Origin of the sequence: Bacillus sp. 196mf (genome assembly GCF_003217275.1) — a bacterium.
Classification (GTDB): Bacteria; Bacillota; Bacilli; order Bacillales; family Bacillaceae_G; genus Bacillus_A; species Bacillus_A thuringiensis_S.
The window spans coordinates 229,034-245,956 of the sequence record NZ_QJTG01000003.1; the positions used below are offsets into that span (position 1 = coordinate 229,034).

The following is a 16,923-nucleotide window of genomic DNA, read 5'->3' on the forward strand; positions in this document are numbered from 1 at the left end:
AGTGAGTAAGAGCAAGGATTTTATCGTTGTAAAAGGTGCTAGAGCACATAACTTAAAAAATATTGATGTAACCATTCCGAGAAATCAGCTTGTCGTTGTAACGGGATTGTCTGGTTCGGGGAAATCATCATTAGCATTTGATACGATTTATGCAGAAGGGCAGCGCAGATACGTAGAATCGTTATCTGCGTATGCGCGCCAGTTTTTAGGACAAATGGATAAGCCGGATGTAGATACGATTGAAGGATTGTCACCAGCGATTTCAATCGATCAAAAAACGACGAGTCGTAATCCACGTTCAACTGTCGGAACGGTAACGGAGATTTATGATTATTTACGTTTATTATTTGCGCGAATTGGTACGCCAATTTGTCCAAATCATGGGATTGAAATTACATCACAAACAGTAGAGCAGATGGTAGACCGTGTTCTTGAATATCCTGAACGTACGAAATTACAAGTGTTAGCTCCTATCGTTTCTGGGCGTAAAGGTGCACATGTGAAAGTACTTGAAGATATTAAGAAGCAAGGATATGTTCGTGTACGTGTTGATGGTGAAATGCTTGATGTGTCTGAAGAGATTACGTTAGATAAAAATAAGAAGCATTCTATTGAAGTTGTAATTGACCGTATTGTTGTAAAAGAAGGAATCGCAAGCCGTCTTGCTGATTCACTTGAAAGTGCATTAAAGCTTGGCGGAGGCCGAGTGTTAATCGATGTAATGGGAGAAGAGGAACTTCTATTTAGTGAACATCATGCTTGTCCGCATTGTGGTTTTTCAATCGGAGAATTAGAGCCGCGTATGTTCTCATTCAACAGTCCGTTCGGAGCATGTCCTTCTTGTGATGGACTTGGTTCAAAGCTAGAGGTAGATTTAGAGCTTGTTATCCCGAACTGGGATTTATCATTAAATGAACATGCGATTGCACCTTGGGAACCGACAAGTTCACAATACTATCCACAACTTTTACAATCTGTATGTAATCACTACGGCGTTGATATGGATATGCCTGTGAAAGATATACCGAAAGATTTATTTGATAAAGTGTTGTACGGAAGCGGGGAAGAGAAGGTTTATTTCCGCTATGTAAATGAATTCGGTCAAGTAAAGGAAAATGAGATTTTATTTGAAGGTGTTATTCCAAACATTGAACGTCGTTATCGTGAAACGAGTTCTGATTACATTCGTGAGCAAATGGAAAAGTATATGGCAGAACAAGCTTGTCCGAAGTGTAAAGGCGGCCGCTTAAAGCCTGAAAGCTTAGCTGTTTTTGTTGGTGATAAAACGATTGCTGACGTAACGAAGTATTCAGTTCAAGAAGTACAAGAATTTTTCTCGAATGTAGAGCTAACGGAGAAGCAACAAAAAATAGCTCATTTAATTTTAAGAGAAATTCAGGAGCGCGTTGGATTCTTAGTGAACGTTGGTTTAGATTATTTAACGCTAAGTCGTGCGGCTGGTACGTTATCAGGTGGTGAGGCGCAGCGTATTCGCTTAGCGACGCAAATTGGTTCTCGTCTAACTGGCGTACTTTATATTCTTGATGAGCCTTCAATTGGTTTACACCAGCGCGATAACGATCGTCTTATTCGTACATTGCAAGAAATGCGCGATTTAGGTAATACATTAATCGTTGTTGAGCATGATGAAGATACGATGATGGCTGCTGATTATTTACTTGATATCGGACCAGGTGCAGGTATTCACGGTGGGCAAGTTGTATCGGCAGGGACACCAGCTGAAGTGATGCAAGATGATAATTCGTTAACAGGAAAATATTTAAGCGGTAAAGAGTTTATTCCAGTTCCACTTGAAAGACGTAAAGGTGACGGACGTAAAGTGGAGATTGTCGGCGCAAAAGAGAATAACTTAAAGAATGCAAAAATGTCATTCCCACTCGGTACGTTTGTAGCGGTAACAGGTGTATCTGGATCAGGTAAAAGTACGATGATTAATGAAGTACTATATAAATCGTTAGCGCAAAAGTTATATAAAGCGAAAGCGAAGCCAGGTACTCATAAAGAGATTAAAGGTCTTGAACATTTAGATAAAGTAATTGATATTGATCAATCGCCAATTGGTCGTACACCACGTTCTAATCCAGCGACGTACACAGGTGTATTCGATGATATTCGTGATGTGTTTGCACAAACGAACGAAGCTAAAGTGCGCGGATATCAAAAAGGACGTTTCAGCTTTAACGTAAAAGGTGGCCGTTGTGAAGCGTGCCGTGGTGATGGAATTATTAAAATCGAAATGCATTTCTTACCAGATGTGTATGTTCCGTGTGAAGTTTGTCACGGTAAACGATATAATCGTGAAACGTTAGAAGTGAAATATAAAGATAAGAATATTTCTGAAGTGTTAGGGATGACAATTGAAGATGGAGTAGAATTCTTCGCCAATATTCCTAAAATTAAGCGTAAACTTCAAACGCTTGTAGATGTTGGGCTTGGTTATATGAAATTAGGTCAACCAGCAACAACATTATCTGGTGGGGAAGCACAGCGTGTGAAATTAGCTTCTGAATTACACCGTCGTTCTACAGGTCGTACGTTATATATTTTAGATGAGCCAACGACTGGGTTGCATGCGCATGATATTGCACGTCTTCTAGAAGTGCTGCAACGTCTTGTTGAGAGTGGTGAGACGGTACTTGTAATTGAACATAATTTAGATGTGATAAAAACAGCGGATTATATCGTTGACCTTGGACCAGAGGGCGGAGACAAAGGTGGACAAATCGTTGCTTCCGGAACGCCAGAGCAAGTAGTGAAAGAAGAGCGCTCGTATACAGGTAAGTATTTAAAAGAGATTTTAAATCGTGATAAAGCAAGAATGAAAGAGAAAATAAAAGAAGTAGAGTTGTCGCAATAAGTTTATTGATGAAAACCGAGTGGAAATGACGCTCGGTTTTTATTGTATAGGGGGAGAAGATGGAGTTTTTAGAGGTGTTAAGAAAGAAAAATATGAAGGTAAGAGAATTTCAAAGTTGGGGTGTATATTTTCGAAAGCGCTGGGAGGATCACTTTGCAAATCATTTAAGTGATAAAGAAAAAGAAGATATTTTTCTTCATGGAGATAGGTATGCATGTGGTTATCTATGGCACATATTTAGTTATGAGAAAAAGAAGTGTTTAGAGGGTAAAGAAGCGGAAAACGAGTTTCATGATGAAGTGAAAAAGGATTGCTACATTTTCTACCAACACTGTGATGAGGTACTGCTAATAAAGGATGCGAGTTTGTTACATATGGATGATATATTGTGTGAGACAGAAGATGCGTATAAAGGTGATATCTATATCGTAGATAAAGATTTCACTTGGACCTTTGTAAAAACTCATGAACATAGGTGGTGTGGTCCTTATTTTGGGAGGAAGTGTTAGTAGGTATACAAGCATGAAAGATAGAATAAGTTGATATAAGTGTTTGTATCATACTTGCGTTTATTATCTATTAGCGTATGATGAAATATATATGTTTAAAAGGATGTGTAACGAAATGAGATGGATTGTATCACTTCTTGTAAATAGCGTTGTGTTAATCGCTGTATCGGGGCTTTTAAAAGGGATTGCACCAGATGCATTTTACGTAGCAAATATACAAACTGCAATTATTGCGAGTATTATATTGGCGGTTTTAAATGTGTTCGTAAAGCCGTTTTTAATTTTAATTACGCTACCAATTACTGTTGTAACTTTCGGCTTCTTCTTAATTGTTATTAATGCGATTACGTTAAAAATAGCAGATTCATTATTAGGAGATGCTTTTAATATATCAGGATTTGGTGTAGCGATTGTTGCGGCAATTTGTATTTCAATTTTTAATATGATTATTGAGAAGGCAATTGTGGAACCTCTATATGAAAAAAAGAGAAAATGACAAAAAGAAAAACATTTCATTATTCGTATGAAATGTTTTTTTCTATTTATTAGAAACCGTATTTCTTGTTTCCAGAAAAAAATGGTACAATATCCGGTAGAATGGAATTTTACATCAAACGAGACTGAACCCGCAGCGGAGTGGAGGTTTATACATATGCCAAAAGTAAGGACAAAAGATTTAATTGAACAATTTCAATTGGAGTTAATAAGTGGTGAGGAAGGAATTCATCGTCCGATTGATACAAGTGATTTATCACGACCTGGAATTGAAATGGCAGGATTCTTTACATATTATCCAGCTGATCGCGTGCAGCTTCTTGGAAAAACGGAGCTTACGTTCTTTGATACGTTAACAACAGAGCAAAAACAAGAGAGAATGAAAGCGCTTTGTACCGAGGAGACGCCATGTATTATTATAACTCGTAATCAAGATGTACCAGATGAGTTATTACAAGCATCACGTGAATCAGGCATGCCTTTATTACGTTCTTCTCAAACGACAACGAGATTATCAAGTCGTTTAACTAATTATTTAGAAGGTAAGCTAGCACCAACAACTGCTGTTCATGGTGTATTAGTAGATATTTACGGTGTTGGTGTTTTAATTACAGGTCAAAGTGGTGTTGGTAAAAGTGAGACAGCTCTTGAACTTGTGAAGCGTGGTCACCGCCTTGTTGCGGATGATAGTGTAGAAATTCGCCAAGAAGATGAAGACACATTAGTAGGAAGCTCACCAGATTTAATTGAGCATTTATTAGAAATTCGTGGTCTAGGTATCATTAACGTTATGACGTTATTCGGTGCAGGGGCAGTGCGAAATTATAAGCGTATTACACTTGTTATTAATCTTGAAATTTGGGATCAAAAGAAAAACTATGATCGCTTAGGTCTTGATGAAGAGAAGATGAAAATTATTGATACAGAACTTACGAAGATTACACTTCCAGTTCGTCCTGGTCGAAACTTGGCTGTTATTATTGAAGTAGCAGCGATGAACTTCCGTTTAAAGCGTATGGGAGTCAATGCAGCACAGCAGTTCTCAGAACGATTAATGAGTGCGATTGAGTTAGGGAATCAGGAGTAAACATTGGAGAGGGAGGTCATACATATGCTGTTAGGTTCTGTACCGCAGCTTGACCGCGTAGCTGTCCAACTTGGGCCGTTTCCTGTTTATTGGTACGGGATTATTATCGGTACAGGTGTGCTATTAGGTCTTTGGCTAGCAACTCGCGAGGGAGAAAGGCTAGGTATTCCAAAAGATACATTTGTTGACCTTGTATTAATTGCAGTACCGATCGCTATTCTATTTGCGAGAATGTACTATGTTATTTTTGAATGGGAATATTACGTGCAAAACCCGAGTCAAATTATTAATATTCGTCAAGGTGGCTTGGCGATTCATGGTGGTTTAATCGGAGCGGTTATAACAGGGATTCTTTTTGCAAAGCGACGCGGGGTTTCATTCTGGAAGTTGGCGGATATTGCTGCACCAAGTATTTTATTAGGACAAGCAATTGGCCGATGGGGAAACTTTATGAACCAAGAGGCGCATGGTGATGAAGTAACGAGACAGTTTTTAGAAGGTCTTCATTTACCAGATTTCATTATTAATCAAATGTATATTGAGGGTGTGTACTATCATCCGACGTTTTTATATGAATCATTATGGAATTTTGCAGGTGTAATTTTACTACTTGCATTAAGAAAAGTGAATTTACGCCGCGGGGAATTATTCTTTACATATTTAATTTGGTATTCAGTAGGACGCTTCTTCGTAGAAGGCTTACGTACAGATAGTTTAATGCTAGGACCACTTCGTATTGCACAAGTAATGTCAATTGGACTTGTTGTTATTTCTATTATTTTCATTATTGTGAGACGAAAAATGGGGCAAGCTGATAAAAGATATTCGGAAAATTAGAGAAAAGTAGCATCTTATTATAAGATGCTGCTTCTTTCATATTCAGGAAGGCGAAAGGACTAAGGCAATGAGAATAAATACAGTGTTATTTGATTTAGATGGAACTTTAATTAATACAAACGAACTTATTATTTCTTCTTTTTTACATACTTTAAATACGTATTATCCAAATCAATATAAGCGTGAAGATGTGTTGCCATTTATCGGTCCATCTTTGCATGATACTTTCAGTAAGATTGATGAAAGTAAGGTTGAAGAGATGATTACAAGTTATCGCGAATTTAACCATGATCATCATGATGAATTAGTAGAAGAATATGAAACTGTATATGAAACAGTTCGAGAGTTGAAGAAGCAAGGTTATAAAGTTGGTATTGTTACAACGAAAGCGAGACAAACCGTTGAGATGGGATTACAGTTGTCAAAGCTTGATGAATTTTTTGATGTTGTCGTGACAATTGATGATGTAGAGCATGTGAAACCACATCCAGAGCCACTTCAAAAAGCGCTTGAATTATTAGATGCAAAACCAGAAGAGGCATTGATGGTTGGAGATAATCATCATGATATTGTCGGTGGTCAAAATGCGGGGACGAAAACAGCTGCGGTTTCATGGACGCTGAAAGGTAGAGCGTATTTAGAGGCTTACAAGCCGGACTTTATGCTAGATAAAATGAGCGATTTGCTACCGATTTTGTCTAATATGAACCGTTCATAAAGGTCCAAGTAAGTTAGTAGAGGAGCGAGCTAAGTGCGACGGACAACGCGCTATCCTGTTTCAGGAGAAAATTCATTATGGAATGTGTATAAAACAGTGTCTTTTTGGAAGGTAATGAAAAACTTTATTATTATCCAAATTGCGCGTTACACGCCAGTTTTATCTGTGAAGAATTGGTTGTACCGCACTTTTTTACGGATGAAAGTAGGAAAGAAAACATCATTTGCGCTTATGGTAATGCCGGATATTATGTTCCCGGAAAAGATAACTGTGGGAGAGAATTCGATTATTGGCTATAACACAACGCTTTTAGCGCATGAATATTTAATTCGTGAATATCGACTTGGGGAAATCGTCATTGGAAATGAAGTGATGATTGGAGCGAATGTAACAATATTACCAGGTGTGAAAATTGGAGACGGTGCGACTGTCTCAGCTGGCACACTTGTTCATAGAGATGTACCGAGCGGTGCTTTCGTAGGTGGAAATCCAATGCGTATTATTTATACGAAAGAGCAAATGACCGCAAGAGAAGGTTCATGGTGAAAATGTAACATTTCTCCTCTTTTTTTATGAATAAAAAGGAAATAATTGAGTATAATATACTGTTTTGTTTTTTACGGAATCGTTTATACTTATAGATAGAAGAATGTGTGAGCGAAGAAAACAAAAAACTGGAGGATATATGGGGAAAAATCAAAGGATATATAAGGAGAACGGACAAGTTATCTCTTTTAATCAATTAGCGGACTTCTTTTATAAAAAAGGGATGAGAGCTTACAAAGGGCAAAAATTGCAAGATGCAATTAAATATTTTCGAAGAGCGGCACAAAGTGAGAAGGAGCCGTTTATTTTATGTCAATTAGCAACAGTATTATCTGAGGCTGGTGAATATCAAGAGTCGAACCAAATCTTCTTAAAGTTAGTTAGATCTAATCCAGAACTTGAACAGTGCTATTATTTTATTGCAAATAATTATGCATATATGGGGTTATTTCAACAGGCGAAGAAATATGCGGATCGTTATTTAGAAGTTGCAAAAGAGAAGGAATTCGTAGAAGATACATTAGAACTTCTTGAGATTATGGAAGAAGAAGCAATGGGTGCGGAAGAGATTGAAGATGAAGATGATTTAATTGTTATGCAGGAAGAAGCGAATCGTTATATTCGTAATGGCCAATTGGAAGAAGCAATTGCTACATTAGAAATTGTTACGAAAGATTATCCGGAATTTTGGTCAGGTCATAATAATTTAGCCATTGCACATTTTCAATCGGGTAATGTAGACAAAGCACTGAAGTTAACAGAAATGATTTTAGAGAAAAATCCTGGTAATATACATGCGCTTTGTAATACGCTTATTTTTCTATATTCAATTGGAGAGCATAAACAAGTAGAAGCGTTAGCGGGACAGCTAGTTTCGGTATATCCGATTTCATTTGAACATCGTTTGAAACTGGGAACTACACTTGCAACAATTGGTTATTTCGAGCATGCATATAAATGGTTCAAACTATTAAAGCGTCAAGGGTACGAAGGAGACGTTAGTTTTTATTATTGGTTTGCATATTCTGCGTATATGGTGAAAGATCAGCAACTAGCTGAAAAAATGTGGCAACATGTCGTGGAATTGCATCCTGATAAAAAGGGAAAAGAACCGTGGAATGCGCTGAATTTAGCAGATGAAGGACAAAACGTGTTATTTGAAGAATTACGAAAATCATTTCAGCAAAGTGCGACGCTAGAAGAACAAATGCTAGCTTTATATTTAATGAATGAATTGTCAACGCCGGAGAAGGTTGGATTCTTCTTTGATATAACGCAAGCGAAGAACGGTGTTCCCATCGTATCGCAACTTGCAAAGTACTTCTTTTTACTTAATAGTCATAAGAGTATTCCAGCTGATTTACAACAATTTGAGCAGTGCGCGAGAATCGCGGATGCCTTATACAATTATACGAAAAAAGATGATGAATTAATTGAAGAGTGTTTACACTTTTGGTTTTGTACGTTCATACGTTTATATACATCTGGAGACATATTTACAAATGTGTACGGCTGGTCAGCTGCGATTGAATACATTGTACGCGGCGAACAAGGAAATAAAATGACACAGTCGGAGCTTGGAGATGTATATAATGTATCTGTAGCGACTGTCCGAAAGTATGTGCAAGCTGTTAAGCGTACGCACACATAAGATAAGCAAATCATTGGGAAAAAAATGATGCTAACAGTATAATGAGGGTAACTTAATTGTGTAGGAATGGATAGGAGTGAATAGTGTGTCAGAAGAAAAAATTTATGATGTCGTTATTATTGGTGCAGGACCAGCTGGTATGACAGCTGCAGTATATACATCTCGTGCAAATTTAAGCACATTAATGCTTGAGCGTGGTATTCCAGGTGGCCAAATGGCAAACACGGAAGATGTAGAAAACTACCCAGGTTATGAGTCTATTTTAGGACCAGACTTATCAAATAAAATGTTCGAGCATGCGAAGAAATTTGGTGCTGAATATGCATACGGTGATGTGAAAGAAGTCATCGATGGTAAAGAATACAAAACAATTATTGCTGGTAAAAAAGAATATAAAGCACGTGCAATTATCGTTGCAAGCGGTGCAGAGTATAAAAAAATTGGTGTACCGGGTGAAACAGAACTTGGCGGCCGTGGTGTATCATATTGTGCAGTATGTGATGGGGCATTCTTTAAAGGAAAAGAACTTATCGTAATTGGCGGTGGAGATTCTGCTGTTGAAGAGGGTGTGTTCTTAACGCGCTTCGCATCAAAAGTAACGATCGTTCACCGTCGTGACACGCTTCGTGCACAGAAAATTTTACAAGACCGTGCTTTCCAAAATGAAAAAGTAGATTTCATTTGGAACCACACTATAAAAGAAATTAACGAAGCAAGCGGTAAAGTAGGAAGTGTAACACTTGTAGACGTAAACAGTGGAGAAGAGAAAGAAGTCAAAACTGACGGCGTATTCGTATACATCGGTATGTTACCATTATCAAAACCATTTGTTGAACTAGGTATTACAAATGAAAATGGTTACCTTGAAACGAACGAACGTATGGAAACTAAAATCCCTGGTATTTTCGCAGCTGGTGATGTTCGTGAAAAAATGCTTCGTCAAATTGTAACAGCAACAGGTGACGGTAGTATTGCAGCACAAAGTGCACAACATTACGTAGAAGAATTATTAGAGGAATTAAAAACTGTATCAGAAAAATAAGGGATAATATACCTTGTGAGAAGAAAGCTACCGACAGGAGCTTTCTTCTTTTTTTGTGTGAAAATGTCAAAGTATTGTCAAAAAATATAAGGATTATAAGCTTTCTTATTGATATACTGGACTTTACGGAAAAAATCACTATAAGAAATGAGGAATTTATTCAGTATGGAATGGCGTAATATATATCGTGGATTTTGTATGGGCGTTAGTGATTTAATTCCTGGTGTGAGCGGCGGTACAATCGCTGTTGTGTTAGGGATTTATGAACAATTGCTTGCGGCAATTAGTGGATTCTTTAGTCGTGAATGGAAAAAACATTTAGGGTTTTTAATTCCACTTGCAGCTGGTGTGGCAGCAGCGTTTTTAACGTTAAGTCATGTTATTAAATATTTACTTGCAAATCATTATGAACCGACTCAATTTTTCTTCCTCGGTTTAATTATTAGTATATTACCGATGTTAATGAGAGAAGCTGATGCAAAGTCGTCGTTTAAAGGTAAGCACATTGTTTTATTAATAGTTGCAGCAATTCTTGTTGCGATCACAGCTTTCTTTAAACCAGATAAGGCAGCAGATCCAATTACGACGTTAACAATTTTAAATGCAATTGGTTTATTTTTCGCAGGATGGATGGCTAGTATGGCTATGCTACTTCCTGGGATTAGTGGATCGTTTATTTTATTAATTATTGGTGTGTATCCAACAGCAATTAACGCTTTAACTACACTTAACTTACCTTTAATCGTGGTTATCGGTGCTGGTGTTATGGTTGGATTTGTTGTAAGTAGTAAAGGCATTAGTTTTTTATTAGATCGTTATAAAAGTATGACATTTGCGGCAATTATTGGACTAGTTATCGGTTCGATTGTAATTGTGTTCCCTGGTATTCCAACCGGCGGATTTTCAATTATAAGTTCAATTATTACCTTTATTTTAGGATTTGCGATTGTTACTTATTTCGGTAAGAAATAAGGGCTTTAATCCCCTTGGCGATAAAAATCGTTAAGGGGATTTTTCATGCTATTCATTAAAAGTCTAAGCATTTACATTGCTTGTTATGGAAAGCTTTTTTAAAATTGTTGAGTAGCATATGCTTAGCGAAAGAGGACTGGCTCCTTCGTTGTAGCAAACTGTTTTTGATAGTATAATGAAAGAAGTATGCAGTGAGAAATTTTACTGCAAGTAGCTGAGGTGAAGAAACATGCAAAGAGTGACAAACTGTGTGTTAATTAGAGATAATGAAGTACTCTTACTCCAAAAACCTCGCCGAAATTGGTGGGTTGCACCAGGCGGGAAAATGGAGCGTGGTGAGACTGTAAGAGATTCCGTTGTTCGCGAATATCGCGAAGAAACAGGTATTTATTTGAAAAACCCAGCGTTAAAGGGGGTCTTCACCTTTGTCATCCAAGAAGGTGATAAAGTTGTTTCTGAATGGATGATGTTCTCCTTTTTAGCGACAGATTTTGCAGGAGAAAACAAACTAGAGAGCGAAGAAGGCATCATTGGTTGGCATACATTTGATAAAATTGATGATTTAGCAATGGCGCCAGGAGATTATCACATTATTGATTATTTAATTAAAGGAAATGGCATAATCTACGGTACATTTGTATATACCCCAGATTTTGAGTTGCTTTCATATCGATTAGATCCGAGTTAAACCGTCAAGGAGAGGATACGATGACAGAGAATAATGATATAAAAATGGTAATTATTACAGGGATGTCTGGAGCTGGAAAAACAGTAGCTTTACAAAGTTTTGAAGATTTAGGATATTTTTGTGTAGATAATTTACCACCGATGTTATTGCCAAAGTTTATTGAGCTTATGGCGGATTCAAAAGGGAAAATGAATAAAGTGGCACTTGGCATTGATTTACGTGGCCGCGAGTTTTTCGAACATTTATGGGGAGCACTTGATGATTTATCAGAACGTACATGGATTATTCCTCATATTTTATTTTTAGATGCGAAAGATAGTACGCTTGTAACTCGTTATAAAGAAACGAGACGTTCGCATCCACTTGCACCAACTGGTTTGCCGTTAAAGGGAATCGAAGCAGAGCGCAATTTATTAACAGATATGAAGGCACGAGCAAATATTGTGCTTGATACATCGGATTTAAAACCGAAAGAATTACGTGAAAAAATTGTTCACTTGTTCTCAACAGAAACTGAGCAAGCATTTCGTGTAAATGTTATGTCATTTGGATTTAAGTACGGTATTCCAATTGATGCAGATTTAGTATTTGATGTTCGTTTTTTACCAAATCCATATTACATTCCACATATGAAGCCATTAACAGGACTAGATGAAGAAGTTTCTTCGTATGTACTGAAATTTAATGAGACACATAAGTTTTTAGAGAAGTTGACGGATCTGATTACTTTCATGCTGCCTCATTATAAAAGAGAAGGCAAAAGTCAACTTGTAATTGCAATTGGATGTACAGGTGGACAGCATCGTTCTGTTACGCTTACAGAATACCTTGGGAAACATTTGAAACCAGAGTATAGTGTTCATGTATCTCATCGTGATGTGGAGAAGAGAAAGGGCCATTAAGGGATGAAAAAAGAGAGAAAGCCTAAAATTGTCATTATGGGAGGCGGGACTGGACTTTCTGTTTTATTAAGAGGATTAAAGCAATATCCTGTTGATATTACAGCAGTTGTTACAATCGCTGATGATGGTGGCAGTTCGGGTAGATTACGTGATGAGCTAGAAATTCCACCTCCAGGTGACATCCGTAACGTACTGGTTGCGTTATCGGATGTAGAGCCACTGGTGGAAGCTTTATTTCAGCACCGTTTCACAACAGGAGACGGACTGAAAGGTCATGCGTTAGGAAATCTATTGTTGGCAGGTATGACCTCGATTACAGGAGACTTTTTCCATGCAATTACGGAAACAAGTAAAGTATTAAATGTCAGAGGACGTGTATTACCAGCAGCGAATCAAAGTGCGGTACTTCATGCGGAACTTGAAGATGGGGAAATTGTAACAGGTGAATCAAAGATTCCTTATTACGGAAAGAAGATTAATCGTGTCTTTTTAACTCCAGAAGATGTAGAGCCATTGCATGAAACGTTGGCTGAGATTAAACGAGCTGATTTACTTGTTTTCGGCCCAGGAAGTTTGTATACGAGTATATTACCCAACTTAGTTGTTAACAAAATTGGGGACGCTGTTCTTGCTGCAAAAGCGAAGAAGGTATATGTATGTAACGTTATGACACAAGCGGGTGAAACGATGGGATATACTGCTTTTGATCATGTGCAGGCGTTACACGATCATTTAGGGCAACCATTTATTAATACTGCAATTGTAAATAACCGTGAGATTCCTTGTGAATTACGTAAGTTATATGAGGAAGAAATGTCTACACCAGTTGTAGTGGATGAAGAACGTTTTGCTGAAAATAATATTGATGTTATTCAAGAGGGATTAGCGAAGTATGATGATCGTGTTGTAAGGCATGATACGTTAAAGTTAGCTTCGATTTTATATTCATTGTTATAAATGTGCGTTGCCTCGTTTGAGGTGGCGCTCCTCATTCATATAGGACAAGAATTTTGTTCCATAATAATCGTATAAGGAGGTGTTGACTGTGTCATTTGCATCAGAAACAAAGAAAGAGTTGACGAATCTTGAAGTGAAAGAATGCTGTGAGAAAGCAGAATTATCGGCGTTACTTCGAATGAACGGATCGCTTTCTTTTTCAAACCGTCGTCTATCTATCGATATTCAAACAGAAAATGCGGCAATTGCAAGAAGGATTTATACGCTTTTGAAAAAAGGATATGATGTGACGGTAGAATTACTTGTTCGTAAAAAAATGCGATTGAAGAAAAATAATGTATATATCGTAAGGCTTGTTGAAAAGTCTCGCGAAATATTAGCCGATCTTCATATCGTTCGAGATGACTTTTCATTTATTCGAAATATATCACAAGAATTGATTGAGAAGAAGTGTTGTAAACGATCGTATTTACGCGGTGCATTTTTAGCAGGTGGTTCAGTAAATAACCCAGAAACATCATCTTATCATTTAGAGATCTTTTCGTTATATAAGGAACATAATGATGCTATATGTGAACTGATGAACGGATTTGATTTAAATAGTAAGACGTTGGAAAGAAGAAAAGGGTACATTACGTATTTGAAAGAAGCGGAGAAAATTACGGAATTTTTAAATATTATTGGTGCTCATAATGCACTTTTAAGGTTTGAAGATATTCGAATCGTACGTGATATGCGTAATTCCGTAAATCGTTTAGTGAACTGCGAAACAGCTAATTTAAATAAAACAATTGGTGCAGCGCTAAGGCAGATTGAAAATATCCGCTATATTGATGAGACGGTTGGTCTTGATATATTGCCAGATAAACTACAAGAGATTGCGCAACTACGAAGAGATTATCAAGATGTAACATTGAAAGAGTTAGGTGAGATGGTATCCGGGGGGAAAATTAGTAAATCGGGTATTAATCATCGTTTGCGTAAAATCGATGAAATTGCAGAGAAATTACGCGCGGGGGAAACGGTAGCAAAAAAATAAGAGGTTAAAGGGGAAATGGAGCTGTGGTTCAAAAACGAGTTCAGGTTTCATTAAAAAACGGTTTACAAGCACGTCCGGCTGCGTTGTTTGTACAAGAGGCAAATCGCTTTCATGCAGATATCTTTATTGAGAAAGATGGAAAGACAGTAAATGCAAAGAGCATAATGGGGATTATGAGCTTAGCAATTGGAACTGGAAGCATGATAACAATTACAACAGAAGGTTCAGATGCACAAGAGGCTTTAGAAGCATTAGCTGCATATGTACAATAAAGAGCTATCGCGTATATGCGATAGTTTTTTTGTTTTGTTGTTTGTGCGGATTAGCGGGGAGGGGTATTTAGCTGGTTTGTCCTTGTCGGAGATTGTCGGTAAATCGATATGTTGTGTCGAACCGTTGATATATTAAAAAAATCGTTGATATAATTTGAGTTTTGTTCGATATAATTGAAAAATCGTTGATATATTTAGAGGGATACTGGATGGGGTATGTGAGCGGGGAACAATATATAAAAGAAGCGCCCAATTATAGGGCGCTTCCGCTTTTAGTTATATCTAGCTCTAGCGTTTAGAATCTCCGGTTGTTTCGCCCCTTCATTCGAGGCAAAAAGCGCCTCGGAATCAGGGGCTCCATCGCCCTGCGATTCTAAACGAGCCGCTTTCGCTTTTAAGTATTAACGATTTGTAAAGATCTTATCGATTAAACCGTATTCTAAAGCTTTTTCCGCTGTCATGAAGTTGTCGCGGTCTGTGTCGCGTTGTAGTACTTCAAGTGGTTGACCAGTGCGGTCAGCAAGAATTTGGTTTAGTTTTTCACGTAAGAATAGGATACGTTTTGCAGCGATTTCGATTTCAGTCGCTTGACCTTGTGCTCCTCCAAGTGGTTGGTGAATCATTACTTCACTGTTTGGAAGTGCATAACGTTTTCCTTTTTCACCTGCTGCAAGTAAGAATGCACCCATAGATGCTGCCATACCGATACAGATTGTTGATACTTGTGGCTTAATAAACTGCATTGTATCATAGATTGCCATACCTGCTGTGATAGAACCACCAGGGCTGTTGATGTAGATGTGAATATCTTTTTCTGGATCTTGAGATTCCAAGAATAAAAGCTGGGAAACGATTGAGTTAGCTACGTTGTCATCAATTGCACTACCAAGCATAATGATGCGGTCTTTTAATAGTCGAGAGTAAATATCGTAAGCGCGTTCTCCACGATTTGTTTGTTCAATTACTGTAGGAATTAAATTCATCTGTTATTTCCTCCTTATAAAGCTTTCTTAGTCTTATAATACAATTATGGTCAATAAAGGTCAAACGAAACCACTTTAAATCAAAAAAATATGTAGTTGTACCATGAAATATTCGCTATGTTTTCGAAATTCCCTGCTTATGTATCTTCAACATCATAACCGAATTACATAAATTTAAACGTTATAAAAACTGGAGAAAAAAGAAAAGAACGCCTTTTAACTGAAGCGTTCTTTCGATAATTAGTCTTTTAAAAGATAGGTTACTTTATTTAAAATCTTTTCGATTTGTTTCGCGTTTTTACTATACATTTCGCTTGCTGATTTCGACTTTGTTTCTAGGGAAAATAGTTCAAGATCAGAATGACATTTTTTTAAAGATGCTAATAATAAAGGTTTGTTTTGAGGAGAAGGCATTTGGAGTTTGTCATTGTAAATGTCGATAGTAAGTTGTCCGTATGAATCCACTTGACCGAGGAAGACATTTTCAATAACAACACCGAGTTTTTCTAATTCTGAATGTAGCCAAGCGCGGTTATGTCCGCTTGCTGAAAGAGGTTCATCTAGTACATTTCCATCCATAATAACAGTTTGTGGTTCTTTCTCGTTTGGTACTTTTAAACCGATGTCTTTTGCTGTAAGTGGCTGGGAATCTTTCTTTAATAATACATTTAATTCTCCGCTCGGTTCTAAGACAGCAAATTCGACTTCAGCTACGCTGAACGCACTTTTTCCGCGGAGAAGTTCCAGTAATTCGTCACTCGTATATTTTTCTTTCTTTAAGTTATCTTCGAGTATCTTTCCGTCTTTTATTAATACGGTAGATTTCCCTTCAAAGAAGTCCCGAGCTGTTTTGTTCTTTAAAGAGAGGATTCCTGTTAAAAAAGGTACCACAGCGAAAATGAGTATCGCAAAGACGCCGTGAAAAAATTTTGAATCGAGCCCTGTAGATACTTGGGCAGCGATGTCACCAATCGTCATTCCGGCTATGTATTCAAAAAAGGAAAGCTGAGAGATTTGTCTTTTGCCTAACCATTTCGTAATAGCGAATAAAATAATTAATATGAATACAGAGCGAAGAATGACAAGTGTCCATTCCGGCAGGTGAGACATAGTCGTTTCCTCCAGTCTACTTAAAACCCTTTATATTGAGGTTCTTCACGTTCTAATACTGAAATTCTATCCTTTAAATCAGCGATGACGCTGTCCATTTCTAACATACATTCATGAAATACGCGTTTTGATTCTTCGTCTTGTGAATTTAATGAAAGGGAGCTTAAACTTGCTTGAGCGCCTCTTACACTAGCAAGGCAAGTTTTTACGCTAGCGATAACAGTCATATAAACACCT

At 37.4% G+C, this 16,923-nt stretch carries 18 protein-coding genes; 15 read left to right on the plus strand and 3 right to left on the minus strand.

Annotation, left to right across the window (positions count from 1 at the left end; genetic code table 11):
- The first annotated feature begins 1 nt into the window (after position 1).
- From uvrA to ATL10_RS07920, 15 genes are all read left to right on the plus strand, one after another.
- Positions 2-2,878, plus strand: a complete 2,877-nt coding sequence (gene uvrA / locus ATL10_RS07850) for an excinuclease ABC subunit UvrA (RefSeq protein WP_000045587.1) — start codon at positions 2-4, stop codon at positions 2,876-2,878.
- Between the two features lie 59 nt (positions 2,879-2,937).
- Positions 2,938-3,387, plus strand: coding sequence for a DUF4275 family protein (locus tag ATL10_RS07855; RefSeq protein WP_110496688.1), 450 nt, complete (start codon positions 2,938-2,940; stop codon positions 3,385-3,387).
- Between the two features lie 115 nt (positions 3,388-3,502).
- Positions 3,503-3,883 (plus strand): phage holin family protein, encoded by a 381-nt coding sequence (locus ATL10_RS07860; RefSeq protein ID WP_001267308.1) that lies wholly within the window; start codon positions 3,503-3,505, stop codon positions 3,881-3,883.
- 156 nt (positions 3,884-4,039) lie between these two features.
- Complete coding sequence (gene hprK, locus ATL10_RS07865; RefSeq protein WP_001127251.1) at positions 4,040-4,969, plus strand: HPr(Ser) kinase/phosphatase; 930 nt, start codon at positions 4,040-4,042, stop codon at positions 4,967-4,969.
- Positions 4,970-4,993: 24 nt separating this feature from the next.
- Positions 4,994-5,806, plus strand: coding sequence for a prolipoprotein diacylglyceryl transferase (gene lgt, locus ATL10_RS07870; protein ID WP_098566810.1), 813 nt, complete (start codon positions 4,994-4,996; stop codon positions 5,804-5,806).
- Positions 5,807-5,873: 67 nt separating this feature from the next.
- Positions 5,874-6,524 (plus strand): pyrophosphatase PpaX, encoded by a 651-nt coding sequence (gene ppaX, locus ATL10_RS07875; RefSeq protein ID WP_001222403.1) that lies wholly within the window; start codon positions 5,874-5,876, stop codon positions 6,522-6,524.
- 33 nt (positions 6,525-6,557) lie between these two features.
- Positions 6,558-7,070 (plus strand): acyltransferase, encoded by a 513-nt coding sequence (locus ATL10_RS07880; protein ID WP_075717075.1) that lies wholly within the window; start codon positions 6,558-6,560, stop codon positions 7,068-7,070.
- A 139-nt stretch (positions 7,071-7,209) separates the two neighbouring features.
- A complete protein-coding gene (locus tag ATL10_RS07885; protein WP_000517723.1) occupies positions 7,210-8,721 on the plus strand; it encodes a tetratricopeptide repeat protein in 1,512 nt (503 codons plus the stop codon).
- Between the two features lie 85 nt (positions 8,722-8,806).
- Positions 8,807-9,763 carry a thioredoxin-disulfide reductase gene (gene trxB / locus ATL10_RS07890; protein WP_001288078.1) on the plus strand — a complete coding sequence of 319 codons (957 nt, stop codon included), beginning with the start codon at positions 8,807-8,809 and terminating at the stop codon, positions 9,761-9,763.
- Positions 9,764-9,928: 165 nt separating this feature from the next.
- The gene (locus ATL10_RS07895) at positions 9,929-10,735 is read left to right on the plus strand and encodes a DUF368 domain-containing protein (protein ID WP_000455196.1); all 807 of its coding nucleotides are present in this window, start codon (positions 9,929-9,931) and stop codon (positions 10,733-10,735) included.
- Between the two features lie 229 nt (positions 10,736-10,964).
- Positions 10,965-11,423 (plus strand): NUDIX hydrolase, encoded by a 459-nt coding sequence (locus tag ATL10_RS07900; protein WP_001190080.1) that lies wholly within the window; start codon positions 10,965-10,967, stop codon positions 11,421-11,423.
- A 20-nt stretch (positions 11,424-11,443) separates the two neighbouring features.
- A complete protein-coding gene (rapZ, locus tag ATL10_RS07905) occupies positions 11,444-12,325 on the plus strand; it encodes an RNase adapter RapZ (RefSeq protein ID WP_000138459.1) in 882 nt (293 codons plus the stop codon).
- A 3-nt stretch (positions 12,326-12,328) separates the two neighbouring features.
- Complete coding sequence (locus ATL10_RS07910; RefSeq protein WP_000712187.1) at positions 12,329-13,282, plus strand: gluconeogenesis factor YvcK family protein; 954 nt, start codon at positions 12,329-12,331, stop codon at positions 13,280-13,282.
- 88 nt (positions 13,283-13,370) lie between these two features.
- Positions 13,371-14,321 (plus strand): DNA-binding protein WhiA, encoded by a 951-nt coding sequence (whiA, locus tag ATL10_RS07915; RefSeq protein WP_000006566.1) that lies wholly within the window; start codon positions 13,371-13,373, stop codon positions 14,319-14,321.
- Between the two features lie 23 nt (positions 14,322-14,344).
- Complete coding sequence (locus tag ATL10_RS07920; RefSeq protein ID WP_075717077.1) at positions 14,345-14,593, plus strand: HPr family phosphocarrier protein; 249 nt, start codon at positions 14,345-14,347, stop codon at positions 14,591-14,593.
- A 401-nt stretch (positions 14,594-14,994) separates the two neighbouring features.
- Here the strand turns inward: ATL10_RS07920 and clpP are convergent, their stop codons facing one another.
- The 3 genes from clpP to ATL10_RS07935 all read right to left on the minus strand — a co-directional run bounded on the left by clpP (position 14,995) and on the right by ATL10_RS07935 (position 16,913).
- Positions 14,995-15,576 carry an ATP-dependent Clp endopeptidase proteolytic subunit ClpP gene (clpP, locus tag ATL10_RS07925; RefSeq protein ID WP_001049162.1) on the minus strand — a complete coding sequence of 194 codons (582 nt, stop codon included), beginning with the start codon at positions 15,574-15,576 and terminating at the stop codon, positions 14,995-14,997.
- A 240-nt stretch (positions 15,577-15,816) separates the two neighbouring features.
- Complete coding sequence (locus ATL10_RS07930; RefSeq protein ID WP_110496690.1) at positions 15,817-16,686, minus strand: DUF421 domain-containing protein; 870 nt, start codon at positions 16,684-16,686, stop codon at positions 15,817-15,819.
- Between the two features lie 20 nt (positions 16,687-16,706).
- Positions 16,707-16,913, minus strand: a complete 207-nt coding sequence (locus ATL10_RS07935; RefSeq protein ID WP_000215909.1) for a DUF1657 domain-containing protein — start codon at positions 16,911-16,913, stop codon at positions 16,707-16,709.
- Between the last annotated feature and the right edge of the window lie 10 nt (positions 16,914-16,923).

Bases quoted from the DNA above. Each gene is read 5' to 3' on its own strand.
- ATL10_RS07855 (WP_110496688.1), top strand. From the start codon at position 2,938: ATGGAGTTTTTAGAGGTGTTAAGAAAGAAAAATATGAAGGTAAGAGAA.
- ATL10_RS07860 (WP_001267308.1), top strand. From the start codon at position 3,503: ATGAGATGGATTGTATCACTTCTTGTAAATAGCGTTGTGTTAATCGCT.
- hprK (WP_001127251.1), top strand. From the start codon at position 4,040: ATGCCAAAAGTAAGGACAAAAGATTTAATTGAACAATTTCAATTGGAG.
- lgt (WP_098566810.1), top strand. From the start codon at position 4,994: ATGCTGTTAGGTTCTGTACCGCAGCTTGACCGCGTAGCTGTCCAACTT.
- ppaX (WP_001222403.1), top strand. From the start codon at position 5,874: ATGAGAATAAATACAGTGTTATTTGATTTAGATGGAACTTTAATTAAT.
- ATL10_RS07885 (WP_000517723.1), top strand. From the start codon at position 7,210: ATGGGGAAAAATCAAAGGATATATAAGGAGAACGGACAAGTTATCTCT.
- ATL10_RS07895 (WP_000455196.1), top strand. From the start codon at position 9,929: ATGGAATGGCGTAATATATATCGTGGATTTTGTATGGGCGTTAGTGAT.
- ATL10_RS07900 (WP_001190080.1), top strand. From the start codon at position 10,965: ATGCAAAGAGTGACAAACTGTGTGTTAATTAGAGATAATGAAGTACTC.
- rapZ (WP_000138459.1), top strand. From the start codon at position 11,444: ATGACAGAGAATAATGATATAAAAATGGTAATTATTACAGGGATGTCT.
- ATL10_RS07910 (WP_000712187.1), top strand. From the start codon at position 12,329: ATGAAAAAAGAGAGAAAGCCTAAAATTGTCATTATGGGAGGCGGGACT.
- clpP (WP_001049162.1), bottom strand. From the start codon at position 15,576: ATGAATTTAATTCCTACAGTAATTGAACAAACAAATCGTGGAGAACGC.
- ATL10_RS07930 (WP_110496690.1), bottom strand. From the start codon at position 16,686: ATGTCTCACCTGCCGGAATGGACACTTGTCATTCTTCGCTCTGTATTC.
- ATL10_RS07935 (WP_000215909.1), bottom strand. From the start codon at position 16,913: ATGACTGTTATCGCTAGCGTAAAAACTTGCCTTGCTAGTGTAAGAGGC.